This is a genomic window from Streptomyces sp. NPDC091682 (genome assembly GCF_044756625.1).
Classification (GTDB): domain Bacteria; phylum Actinomycetota; class Actinomycetes; order Streptomycetales; family Streptomycetaceae; genus Streptomyces.
In genome coordinates, this window is the sequence record NZ_JBIVTH010000027.1 from 86,203 (window position 1) to 98,448 (window position 12,246).

Below are 12,246 nucleotides of genomic sequence, written 5' to 3' on the forward strand. Positions count from 1 at the left end.
GCGAAGGCTACAGCTAATCTGACGGATAGTCAGCTACTGGGTCTGCGGGAAGGTGGCACGCATGGGTGACGACGGGCGCGGCGACGGGCGCGAAGGCGTGCGCGAAGGCGTGCGCGGCGACGGGCGCGAGGGCGAGCGCGAGGACGTCCGCGGGGATCTGCGCTGGGGCAGCATCGCGCAGCTCGTCCGGACGGCGGCGGCCCGGTACGCCGACCGCGAGGCCGTCGTCGACGGACGCACCCGGATCAGTTACGCGCAGCTCGGCGAGCGCGTCGAGCGCGCCGCCGCGGCCTGCCTCGCCGCCGGGACCGAGCCCGGCGACCGGGTCGCCGTCTGGGCCCCCAACACCCTGGAGTGGATCGTTTCCGCACTCGGCGCCGTCTCGGCCGGCGCGGTGCTCGTCCCCCTCAACACCCGTTTCAAGGGCGGGGAGGCCGCGTACGTCCTGGAGCGCAGCCGGGCCCGGCTGCTCTTCGTCACCGGCACCTTCCTCGGCACCTCCTACGTCGCCTCCCTGCGCCGCGCCGCGGCCGAGGGCCCCGGCACCGGCCCGCTGCCCGGACTCCCGCACCTGGAACAGGTCGTGGTCCTGGCCGACGACGCCCCCGACTCCTTCCGCACCTGGAAGGAGTTCCTGGTGGGCGGGGACGGCGTACCGGCCGCGGCGGTCCGCGAGCGCGCCGAATCCATCCGCCCCGAGTCGCCCTCCGACATCATCTTCACCTCCGGCACCACCGGCAGCCCCAAGGGCGCGGTCATCACCCACGCCCAGTCCCTGCGCTGCTACGACGTGTGGAGCGAGCTCGCCGGACTGCGCGAGGGCGACCGCTACCTGATCGTGAACCCCTTCTTCCACACCTTCGGCTACAAGGCCGGGATCATCGCCTGCCTGATGCGCGGGGCCACGATGGTCCCGCAGCCCGTCTTCAACGTGGACACCGTCCTCGCGAACGTCGCCGCCGAGCGGATCTCCGTACTCCCCGGGCCGCCCACCCTCCACCAGTCGATCCTCGACCACCCCCAGCGCGACCGCCACGACCTCTCCGCCCTGCGCCTGGTCGTCACCGGCGCCGCCGTGGTCCCGCTGCGGCTCGTCGAACGGCTGAGCGGCGAACTGCGCATCGCCACCGTCCTCACGGCGTACGGGCTCTCCGAGGCCAGCGGCATCGTCACCATGTGCCGCCGCGGCGACCCGGCGGAGACCGTCTCCGCCACCTCCGGCCGGGCCATCCCCGACACGGAGGTGAGGATCCTGGACACCGACGGGCGGCCGCAGCCGGCCGGGCACGTGGGCGAGATCGTGGTCCGCGGCTACCACGTCATGCAGGGCTACTTCGAGGACCCCGAGGAAACCACCCGGACCATCACCCCCGAGGGCTGGCTGCACACCGGCGACGTGGGGTACGTGGACGAGGCCGGCAACCTGCGCATCACCGACCGGATCAAGGACATGTTCATCGTCGGCGGGTTCAACGCCTACCCCGCCGAGATCGAGCAACTGCTCGGCCTCCACCCGGACATCGCGGACGTCGCGGTGATCGGCATCCCGGACCCGCGCCTCGGCGAGGTCGGCAAGGCCTACGCGGTCCGTCGCCCCGGCTCCACCCTCACCGCGGACGACCTGATCGCCTGGTCCCGCCGCGAGATGGCCAACTACAAGGTCCCGCGCGCGGTGGAGTTCGTGACGGAGCTCCCGCGCAACGCGAGCGGCAAGATCCTCAAACGCGCCCTCCGCACCGGCTGAGCCGGTTCAGGGGACGAGGCCGCCCAGATCGATACGTCGGCGCGGGCGGGTCAGCCGCGGCGGGCCAGGACCAGGCGCCAGTGGGGGGTGCCGTCCGGGCGGTGGCCGAAGTGGGCCAGGGGGACCGTTTCCACCGTGAAGCCCGCCGCCCGGAGGTCCTCGCGGACCGGGCCCAGGGGGAAGGTGCGGTAGTACATGACGAACGGGGGACGCCACACCGCGTTGCGGACCCGCATCGCCGCGTCGAAGCCCGTCGTCGCCCACCACACCCGGGAGCCGAGCGGCAGCGGGGCGCCGATCGGGAAGGCGAAGACGCCGCCCCCGCGCAGGGCGGCGTGGACCCCGGAGAAGAGCGCGGGGCGCTCCGACGGGAGGAAGTGGCCGAAGGCGCCGAAGCTGACCGCCAGGTCGTAGGTGTTCGCGAGGGCGGAAGGCAGGGCCCGCGCATCGGCCCGTACGAAGTCCACGCGATCGGCGTCGGCGTCCGCGCCCGCGGCGTACCGGCGCCCGGCCTCCGCGAGCATGCCCGCGCTGAGGTCCACCCCGGTGATCCGGCCGCGGCACAGCCGGCTCAGCATGTCGATCCCGGCGCCCGTGCCGCAGCACACGTCCAGACCGGCGCCGAAGCCGCCCTCGTACTGGGCGAGGGTCTCCTCGACCGCGTCGAGCATCCGGTCGGGGGTGCGGAAGGGGGTGTGGTCGAACTTCGGCGCGAGGAGGTCGTAGCCCCGCTCGACCGAGGAGAGGCCCTGCACTGCCAGTTCGCGGACGCTCGGCCCGTGGGAGGAGAACACACCCCCAGCCTATGCCGCTGCCCCCGCACATACGTGTACGGCGGTCGCGGTGGCTCCCCCTCCGGGCCACCGCGACCGCCGTTCCCCCGTTGCTCCCCCGTACGTCTTGCGAGTGTTACGGGCGCGGACCGGACGCGTGGTTGTCCAGCGTCAGGATCTCCTCGCCCGCGACCGGCGGTGCGACCGGAACCGCAGCCGGGTCCGCCGTCTTTTCCAGCGGCTTGATCTCGATGCCGGAAGCGTGGTTTTCCAGGGTCTCGATCTCGACGCCCGAGGCGTGGTTGTCGAGCGGCTTGAGGTTCTCGTTCGTCGTCATCGATTCTCCTGAAGGATGGTTAGGGCTGGGCCCGTTCGGCGATTCCCCCGATGACCGCCGAACGGGTAGTCCACCAACCGACCCGGATGCTCCCCCGAGGCACCGGGTCGATGCACTCATCGTGTCGGACGGCGATAAACGAACGATGAACGCCTCGTTCAACTTGCGTCCCCGCAGCTCAGGCAGCGATCTCCGAGGCCAACAGGGCCTGTACCTCGCCCAGTTCGGTTGACCGCAGTTGCGTGAACACGGCCTCCGCGTCCCGCCAGCAGGCCCGCGCGCGGTCCCGCTGCCCCAGCCGCCGCAGCGCCTTGCCGAGCACCGTCAGGACCGTCGCCCGGCGCCACTCCCCGCCGATCCCGCGCAGCGCGATGGCCTGCTCGGCGTGCGAGGCGGCCAGCGTGGGTCGGCGCGCCGCCAGGTGGGCCTCGGCGAGCCGGAAGTGCGTCACGCCCTCCCACAGGGGCTGGCGGTTCTCGTGGAACAGCGACAGCGCCTCGGCGAGCTGCGCCAGGGCCTCGCCGAGCCGACCCGCCTGGGTGAGGGCGATGCCCAGCGCGTAGCGGCCGTTGGCCAGGCGCAGGCTCAGGCCCATCCGGTCGTAGATGGCGATGCCCTGCTGGGCCAGGTCTATGGCGCTGGGCAGACGTCCCAGTTCCACGTGGATGCGGGAGAGGTTGCACAGGGCGCTGGCCTCGCCGACGTTGTTGCCGTCGGCGCGGAAGCACTCGATGGCCTGCAGCAGGTAGCGCTCGCCGTCCGCGTGCCGCCCCTCGTAGAGGGCGATGATCCCGCGGTCGTTGGGGGCCCAGCACATGGGCAGCGGGTCGCCGGCCTCGCGCGCGAGCACGGTGGCCCGGGCGGCCTCGTCGTCGGCCTCGGCGAAGCGGCCCGCCACCAGGTGGACGTTGGTGAGGGTGGTGCGGGCGCGGCCCTCGGCGTACGGCTCCTTCGCCGCCTGGCCGGCGTCGCGCAGGGCGACCGCGGCCGACTCGTACTGCCGGGAGTTGGCCCCGGACTCGGCGAGGTCCTTCGCCGCCCACAGCAGGTCCACGGCCCGGCGCAGGACCAGCGACTCACCGCCCCGTACGGAGGCCTGCCGTACGCACGCCAGCAGCGGGTCGGCCTCGGCGTACAGCCAGTCCAGGGCGGCGCGCGGTTCGGCGAAGACCAGCCCGGGGTAGTGGGTGTCGGACAGGTGCGCGGGCAGTCGGTCGCCGGGGCGTTCCAGGGCGTAGACCCCGGAGGCGGTGGCCAGGTAGAAGTCCAGCAGCCGGTCCAGGGCCGCCTCGCGCCCGCTCGGAGGCTGTTCGTCGCGCTCGGCGCAGGCACGCGCGTAGAGGCGTACGAGGTCGTGGAAGCGGTAGCGGCCGGGGGCGGCGGATTCGAGGAGGGAGCAGTCGACTAAAGCCTCCAGCAGGTCCTCGGTGTCGTACTCGGGCAGATCGAGCACGGCGGCCGCCGCCGAGAGGGAGATGTCGGGGCCGTCGGCGAGGCCGAGGAGGCGGAAGGCGCGCTGCTGGGCGGGCTCCAGCTGGCCGTAGCCGAGCTCGAAGGTGGCCTTGACGGCGAGGTCGCCGGTCTGGAGCTCGTCGAGGCGGCGGCGCTCGTCGGCGAGCTTGGCGGCCAGGACGGAGACGGTCCAGGTGCGGCGGGCGGCGAGCCGGGAGGCGGCGATGCGGATGGCGAGCGGCAGGAAACCGCAGGCGCCCACGACGTCGAGGGCGGCCTGGCGTTCGGCGCGCACGCGCTCCTCGCCGACGATGCGGGTGAAGAGCTGGAGGGCCTCCTCGGGGCTCATCACGTCGAGGTCGACGAGATGGGCCCCGGCGAGGCCCGCCATGCGGACCCGGCTGGTGACGAGGGCGGCGCAGCCGGCGGTGCCCGGGAGCAGCGGGCGGACCTGGGCGGCGTCGCGGGCGTTGTCGAGGAGGACCAGCACGCGGCGGCCGTCGAGGATGGAGCGGTAGAGCGCCGCCCGGTCGGCGGCGGAGTCGGGGATGGCCGTGTCGGGCGTGCCGAGGGCGCGCAGGAAGGAGCCGAGCACGGCCTCCGGCTCGGCGGGGCGGGCCTCGGTGCCCTGGAGGTCGACGTAGAGCTGGCCGTCGGGGAAGTGCGGGCGGGCGGCGTGGGCCACGTGGACGGCGAGGGTGGTCTTGCCGACGCCGCCGATGCCCGCGAGCGCGGAGACGGCCATGACCTGGTCCTGGGCGCCGCCGCCGAGGATCGCGCCGAGCTCGGCGACGAAGCTGGCGCGGCCCGTGAAGTCGGGAACGGTGGCAGGCAATTGGGCGGGCCTCACGTGAACGGTCGCGGCGGCCGGGGCGGGGTCCTCCGCGCGGGCGAGATCAGCGTCGGCGTTGAGGATACGCTGCTGGAGCGCGGCCAGTTCGGGGCGCGGGTCGACGCCGAGTTCGTCGGCGAGCAGGCGCCGGGTGTCGGCGTAGACGGCGAGGGCCTCGGCCTGCCGGCCGCTGCGGTAGAGGGCGAGCATCAGCAGCTCGCGCAGGCGTTCGCGCAGCGGGTGGGCGGCGGTGAGGGCGGTGAGCTCGGAGACGGCGTCGGCGTGGTGGCCGACCTCCAGATCGAGGTCGAGGCGGGTCTCCAGCAGCTGGAGGCGCCATTCGACGAGCCGGATGCGCTCGGTCTCGGCGTGCGGGCCGGGGACGCCCGCGAGGGGCTCGCCCTCCCAAAGGTCGAGGGCGCGGGTCAGGAGCGTACGGGCGAGCGAGCGGTCACCGGCGGCCCGGGCCGCTTCGGCGTCGGCGGCGAGGCTACGGGCGACGCCGAGGTCGAGGGTGGCGGTGGAGCGCAGCCGGATGGCGTAGCCGCCGGACTCGGTGACGAGGAGGCCGGGGGCGACGACCTTGCGCAGGCGGGAGGCGTACGTGCGGATGGTGGCGAGGGCCTGCTGCGGCGGCTCCTCGCCCCAGATGGCGTCGATGAGTTCGGGTGCGGTGGCGGTGCGGCCGTCGCGCAGCAGGAGCACGGCGAGCAGGGCGCGCTGCTGGGGGGTGCCGGAGGGCAGGATCTCGGCGCCCCGCCAGGCCCGGACGGGGCCGAGGACGGCGAAGCGGGACTCGCCCGGACCCGCCGTCTCGCCTGCCGTCTCGCCTGCGGCGGGCTCGGCGGACCGGGCGGATGCGGTGGGCTCGGTTGGCCCCGCGGACCCCGTGGGCGCGGATCGTTTTGGACCCGTTCGGGGCGCAGTGGTGCCGGGCGCGGGGGTCGCACGTCGTGCGGGGGTCGCCCCCGGACCGGATTCGGGTACGACGGCAGCCGTACGGGCCTCGGGATGTTTCCGCGGGCTCGGGATGGCCGGTACGCCGTCCATCTGTCGTCCCCCTGCCTTCCGTCGGTGTAAGGGTCAGTCTGCCTTGTCTCGCGCGCACACGTCAGCCCGTGTCCGAGCGATCACTGGTCAACTAGCTGACGGTTCGTCAGATCAGCGCTACCGTAGGGGTCATGGAGACCTTCCCGAAGATCATCTCGGTGGACGACCACACGGTTGAGCCCCCCCACGTCTGGCGGGACCGGCTCCCGTCCAAGTACCGCGACATCGGTCCCCGCGTCGTCCGCGCCCCGTTGAAGGAAATGACCTTCCTCGGCGGCAAGTTCGCCCCCGTCATGGGGGCCAAGGGCGACGAGGGCCCCATCGGCGACTGGTGGGTGTACGAAGACCTGCACCGGCCGCTCACCCGCCTCGACACGGCTGTCGGGTACGACCGCGACGAGATCAAACTGGAAGTCATCACCTACGAGCAGATGCGCCCGGGGTCCTTCTCGGTTCCCGACCGGCTCGCGGACATGGACGTCAACCACGTCCAGTCGGCCCTCTGCTTCCCGACCTTCCCCCGCTTCTGCGGCCAGACCTTCACCGAGGCCAAGGACCGTGAGCTGGGACTCCTCGGGGTCCGGGCCTACAACGACTGGATGGTGGAGGAGTGGTGCGGCCCCGAAGCGCGCGGCCGTCTCGTCCCCCTCACCCTGGTCCCGCTCTGGGACGCCCGACTGGCCGCCGCCGAGGTCCGCCGCAACGCCGCGCGCGGAGTGCGCGCAGTGGCCTTCTCCGAGATACCCCCGCACCTGGGCCTCCCCTCCATCCACACGGACGAGTGGGACCCCTTCCTGGAGGCGTGCAACGAGACCGGCACGGTCATCGCCATGCACATCGGGTCCTCCTCCCGCATGCCCTCCACCTCGGCCGACGCACCGCCCGCGGTCGGCTCCACCATCACCTTCGCCAACTGCTGCTTCTCGATGGTCGACTGGCTGATGAGCGGCAAGTTCGAACGCTTCCCCAACCTGAAGATCATGTACGCGGAGGGCCAGATCGGCTGGATCCCGTACATCCTCGAGCGGGCGAACGTGGTCTGGGAGGAGAACCGCGGCTGGGGCGGGGTCGCCGACAAGGTGCTGCGCCCGCCGTCGGAGCTCTTCGCCGAGCACGTCTTCGGCTGCTTCTTCGACGACGCCTTCGGACTGAAGAACCTCGACTCGATCGGCGTCGCCAACGTCCTCTACGAGACGGACTACCCCCACTCCGACTCCACCTGGCCCAAGTCCCGCGAGGTGGGCGAGGCGCAGATGGGCCACCTCGCACCGGACGTGGTGGACCGCATCGTGCGCGGCAACGCGATCGACCTGCTCGGACTCACGCCCGACGGCCTGTGGCCGGGCCCGGGGGCGTGATCCCGCGGTCGTAGGGCGTGGCCCGGCCCCCTTCGCCGGCCACGCCCTACGGTCACCCGTGCCCCGCCCGCGTGCCGGCCCCGGCGACGGCCCGCGTGCCGGCCCCGGCCGCGAGCGCCAGGGCCACCGCCAGCCCCGCCACCGTCAACACCGGCAGCAGCACGCGCACGTCCACGAAGGCCACCAGGGCGGAGCCCAGCGCCAGGGCCAGCGCGTTCGGTACGAAGATCAGGGTGTTGGCCGTGGCCGCGGCCCGGCCCAGTGCGGCGTTCGGGACCTCGCGCTGCACCGCCGTCAGCGCCGCGACCAACACGCACGGCAGCCCGGCGCCGATGGCCGCGCTGCCCGCCAGGGCCACCGCTTCGTACGGCAGCGCCCGGACCCCGGCGCCGAGGGCGAACAGGGTCACTCCGACGGCCGTGAACATCCGCTCCGGCACGCACCGCAGCAGCGGGCCCGCCAGGAGCCCGCTCAGGACCGAACCCGCGCCCTGCACCGCGTACAGCACCCCCACGTAGGTGGGCGCGTGCCCCAGCACGTCCCCGGCGACCGCGTAGATCGCCGCGCCGTTCAGCCCGGCCAGGAACATCACGGCGGCGCCGACCGCCACCAGCGTGCGCGCCGCGGGCGCCTCCCGCAGTTGCCGCCCGCCCTCCAGCACCTGCGCGAATCCTCCCGGCCCGCCCCGGATCCGCTCCCGTTCCGGCGGCTCCCCGGCCACCCGCAGCAGGGCGAAGATCCCCGCCGCCAGCGCGAAGGTCACCGCGTCGAGCAGGGCCACCGACGCCCCGCCGAAGCGGGCGAACAGGCCCGCGCCCACCAGCGGTGCGAGCAGCTTCGTGCCCTCGGCGGCGGTCAGCCGCAGTCCGTTGAAGTCCCCGAGGAGCCGGTGGCCGACGGCCTGCGGAACCAGGGCCGCCTCCGCCGCCCCGTGCACGGTGCCGCAGACCCCGTACACGAGCAGGACCGCGAACAGCAGCCACACCCGGTCCGCCGAGTCCAGCAGGGTCAGTACGGGCAGCAGCGCGGCCATCACGAGGCCGAGGGCGACCAGCAGCGGCCGCCGGGGCAGCCGGTCGGCGAGCGCCCCCAGGGCCGGTCCGGCCAGGACCGGCGCCCACAGGGCGAACGCGGTCAGCGCCGCGAGGGCGTCCGACCCGGTCAGTGACTTCACCCAGACCCCGGCGACCAGCCACATGGCGCTCGTACCGAACCCCGAGACCACCACCCCGGACAGGTAGAGCCGCGCGTTGCGGTCCCGCAGGACCTTCCCCACACCTCGTTCGATCACCGGCCCAGCCTGTGTTCTAAGGCGGGGGCCGGGGATCGGGCAGACGACCTATGCGTCGCACCGGGGGTTCCCCCGCGCGGGGTGGAGAGGGTCGTGCGCGGGCCGGACCCGCTCGGGCACCGGGTCGGACACCCACCCGCAGGCCGTCTGGGGGCTGTTCTGGTACGGGCTCTTCCTGTTCTGGGGGATCACGCTCGGCATCGCGGCCCGACAGCGGCTGCGCGAGCGCCCGGTCCGGCGTCCGTAAGGGCCCGTGGGGGCCGTGGGGCCGTGGGGCCGTGGGGCCGTGGGGGACAGCCCCTACCATCTGGCCGTGACCCGACTCCAGTTGCTCCGCTTCGACCACGCCCCGGCACTACTCGCGTTCGAGCGGGAGAACCGGTCCTACTTCGCCGCGTCGGTCCCGGACCGGGGCGACCGCTACTTCGCCGCCTTCGACGAGCGGCACGCCGCGCTGATGGCCGAGCAGGCCGCCGGGCTGTGCTTCTTCCACGTCCTGGTGGGCGACGGGGGCGAGGTGGTGGGACGGGTCAACCTCGTTGACGTGGCAGCCGGTTCGGCCGAGCTCGGATACCGGATCGCCGAGCGTGCCGCGGGCCGGGGCCTGGCCACGGCCGCGGTCCGGGAAGCATGTGGGCTCGCCGTCGCGGAGTACGGACTGGCCGAGCTGCGGGCGGTCACGACGCTCGACAACACCGGCTCGCGCGCGGTGTTGGCCCGTACGGGATTCGTGGTCTCCGGCGATGTCGATCTGGACGGCCGTCCGGGCCTGCGCTTCGTGTGTGACCTGCAGGTCCAAACCGTGTGAGGCTCGGGCCGGGGGCCGTCCGCGGCCTTGCACCCGACCCTGCCGCCGGGGCATGCTTCGCCAGGGCAAAGCGGGAGGATGATCATGCCGGTGGACAAGCGGACCGTCGTGACGGCGGTGCTGTGCGCGGTGGCGGCCCTCGGGGCGTCCGCTGCGGTGGCCAAGCTCTCGCCGCCACCGGAGGGAGTTCCTCAGGTACGGGCGAAGGCGGCGCCGAGCGCCTCGCCGACGGGACCGTCATCGCGATCGCAAGTGGCGAAGCCGCAGCTGTCCGCACCCCCCGGTACCACCCTGCCGCCGGCCGTCACCCCGCCGCCCGGAGGGCCCGCCGCCTTCACCGGGGCCCTGTTCACCAACGGCCTGGACAGTGATCACTTCTGCACCGCCACCGTGGTGAGCAGCCCCGGCCGGAACCTGATCATCACTGCCGGGCACTGCCTGCTCGAAGGGGACCAGAGCGGCGGAAGCGCCGTCTTCGCGCCCGCGTACGCCAACGGGGTCGCCCCGTACGGCACGTGGAAGATCGAGCAGGTCTTCGAGGACGACCGCTGGGCCGAGGGCACGGACGACGACTACGACCTCGCATTCGCCCGCCTCGCCCCGGACGCCAAGGGCCGCACCATCGAGGACGTGACCGGCGCGGCCGTCCTCGACACCAGCGGCCGTGCGGGCGAGGAGGTCACCGTGACCGGTTACCCCGCCGACCGCAAGGTCCCCCGTACGTGCAAGTCGGTGGCCGTCCGCGAAAGCGCGACCCAACAGCGCTTCGACTGCGCCGACTTCCCCGGCGGCACCAGCGGCAGCGCGTGGATCGCCGGCGACGGGAAGATCATCGGCATCCTCACGGGCGGGGACACGGACGACGTGTCGACCAGCACGGTCCTCGGCGAGTACGCGGCCTCGCTCTACGCCAAGGCCACGGGTAAGGCGCCCGCCGCGAAGCACTGAGGGCCGCCGTCCCGGCATGCCTCCAGGATCCGCCCCCGCGCCCCCGGCAGGCCGGGACGGTCGCCGCTCGCCGCCCGCCGAGGCGCAGGGCGACGGGCGACGGGCGACGGGCGCCCCAGGGGAAATCCCCCGGGGCGCAAGGGCCCGGCGAGCGCATGAGCTGCAGCTGTTCTTCGCGCCGACGCGGGAGGAGGCGGCGTGGGCGGTGGAGCTGCCGGAGGCTGCGCCGGTGATGGCGGGTGGCCGTACGGCGGTGCGGAAGCGGCGGGCTGGTCTGCTGGCCGGGAATCGGTTCGCCAGCAACGGGGTTGGTGGTGGACGAGCCGTTAATTGGAGGGTCATGCGAGCGATTCAGGTGTACGAAGTGGGCGGTCCCGAGGTGCTGCAGGAGGCCGAGGTGGACCAGCCGCGGCCGGGTCCGGGCGAGGCGGTCGTGGAGGTCGCCGCATCCGGGGTCAACTTCCTCGACGTCTACCACCGCGAGGGCCGGTACATCCTCCCGCTGCCCTTCACCCCGGGCACTGAGGGCGCCGGCACGGTCGTCGAAGTGGGACCCGGCGTCGCTGACGTCGCAGTCGGGGACCGGGTCGGTTGGGTGGAGACTCCCGGTACGTATGCCGAGCGGGCCGTCGTGGACTCCTCCCGGTTGGTGCCGCTGCCCGACGACATCGGCTTCGAGACGGCCGCCGCCGTGCTCCTCCAAGGCATGACCGCGCACTATCTCGTCAAGGACGCCTACCCGGTTCAGGGGGGCGACACCGTGCTCGTGCATGCGGCTGCTGGTGGCATGGGGCTGCTTTTGACCCAGCTCATCACCCATCTCGGCGGCAGGGTGATCGGCACGACGTCGACCTCGGCCAAGGCCGAGCTGGCGAAGCGTGCCGGGGCCGCCGAGGTGATCCTTTCCTCCGCAGTCGACGATCTCGCAGCCGAGGTGAGGCGGCTCAACGGCGGCCAGGGACTGCCGGTCGTCTTCGATGGCGTCGGCGCGCACACCTTCGATGCGAGCCTCGCCAGCCTGCGAACCCGCGGCCATCTCGTGCTCTTCGGCGCGGCAAGTGGTGCCGTGCCGCCGTTCGATCCGATTCGGCTCGCCCACGGCGGTTCGCTGACCCTGATCCGGCCCAGCCTCGGGGACTTCATCGCCGATCGGTCCGAACTGCTCCGACGGGCCGCCGATGTGTTCGAGTGGGTGCGCTCCAAGGCGCTCGAGGTCACCGTAACGGGCCGCTACGCATTGTCCGAGGCCGCCCGGGCCCACAGCGATCTGGAGGCTCGGCGTACCACCGGCAAGCTGCTCGTCGTACCCGATGCGGCCGCTATTGGACGCCGCGAGGAGACGCAGAGCTGATCGCGGGTGACGCTGTCGGGGATCACGGAGACTGAGATGTCGAGGGCATGGCCGACCGTCATCCCCAAGATCCCCGACAGCGTCAGGCACTCAGCAGGCCGAGATCAAGCTCTGGCGGGTTCCTGGTCCATCGGGGTCACACCCCTTCAAGATCTCCAAGATCCCTCAGTCGAGACCTGGCTCACCCGTCCACGACCTCCCGGAAGGGACGGCCTAGGAAACTGATGAAGATGTTGGGTTCTGGCCCCGCCGCGTCAGCGGTGGGGCCAGACTCGTTCTCGTGGTGCAAGGGGAATGGTTCG

9 protein-coding genes are annotated in these 12,246 nt (G+C 73.0%); 5 read left to right on the forward strand and 4 right to left on the reverse strand.

All coding sequences use genetic code 11. The features are described from left to right. The first annotated feature begins 61 nt into the window (after positions 1-61). Entirely contained in the window at positions 62-1,744 is a 1,683-nt protein-coding gene (locus tag ACIQK6_RS37745) for a FadD3 family acyl-CoA ligase (protein WP_402696955.1), read from the forward strand. A 50-nt stretch (positions 1,745-1,794) separates the two neighbouring features. On the opposite strand, the gene ACIQK6_RS37750 is transcribed toward ACIQK6_RS37745, so the two are convergent. The 3 genes from ACIQK6_RS37750 to ACIQK6_RS37760 all read right to left on the reverse strand — a co-directional run bounded on the left by ACIQK6_RS37750 (position 1,795) and on the right by ACIQK6_RS37760 (position 6,188). Continuing rightward, positions 1,795-2,538: a class I SAM-dependent methyltransferase gene (locus ACIQK6_RS37750; protein WP_329100934.1), complete on the reverse strand. Its 744-nt coding sequence runs from the start codon at positions 2,536-2,538 to the stop codon at positions 1,795-1,797. Between the two features lie 115 nt (positions 2,539-2,653). Further along, entirely contained in the window at positions 2,654-2,854 is a 201-nt protein-coding gene (locus ACIQK6_RS37755; protein WP_329100936.1) for a hypothetical protein, read from the reverse strand. Positions 2,855-3,032: 178 nt separating this feature from the next. Continuing rightward, entirely contained in the window at positions 3,033-6,188 is a 3,156-nt protein-coding gene (locus tag ACIQK6_RS37760) for a BTAD domain-containing putative transcriptional regulator (RefSeq protein WP_329100938.1), read from the reverse strand. A gap of 131 nt (positions 6,189-6,319) precedes the next feature. Between ACIQK6_RS37760 and ACIQK6_RS37765 the strand changes: the two genes are divergently transcribed. Beyond that, entirely contained in the window at positions 6,320-7,546 is a 1,227-nt protein-coding gene (locus tag ACIQK6_RS37765; protein WP_329100939.1) for an amidohydrolase family protein, read from the forward strand. Positions 7,547-7,598: 52 nt separating this feature from the next. Here the strand turns inward: ACIQK6_RS37765 and ACIQK6_RS37770 are convergent, their stop codons facing one another. Beyond that, a complete protein-coding gene (locus tag ACIQK6_RS37770; RefSeq protein WP_402696958.1) occupies positions 7,599-8,837 on the reverse strand; it encodes an MFS transporter in 1,239 nt (412 codons plus the stop codon). Between the two features lie 313 nt (positions 8,838-9,150). Between ACIQK6_RS37770 and ACIQK6_RS37775 the strand changes: the two genes are divergently transcribed. The 3 genes from ACIQK6_RS37775 (at position 9,151) to ACIQK6_RS37785 (ending at position 11,944) form a co-directional block, all read left to right on the forward strand. After that, positions 9,151-9,645, forward strand: coding sequence for a GNAT family N-acetyltransferase (locus ACIQK6_RS37775; protein ID WP_402696960.1), 495 nt, complete (start codon positions 9,151-9,153; stop codon positions 9,643-9,645). An 84-nt stretch (positions 9,646-9,729) separates the two neighbouring features. Continuing rightward, positions 9,730-10,593, forward strand: a complete 864-nt coding sequence (locus ACIQK6_RS37780) for a trypsin-like serine peptidase (RefSeq protein WP_402696962.1) — start codon at positions 9,730-9,732, stop codon at positions 10,591-10,593. Between the two features lie 340 nt (positions 10,594-10,933). Then, positions 10,934-11,944 (forward strand): quinone oxidoreductase, encoded by a 1,011-nt coding sequence (locus ACIQK6_RS37785; RefSeq protein ID WP_329107841.1) that lies wholly within the window; start codon positions 10,934-10,936, stop codon positions 11,942-11,944. The last annotated feature ends 302 nt before the right edge of the window (positions 11,945-12,246 follow it).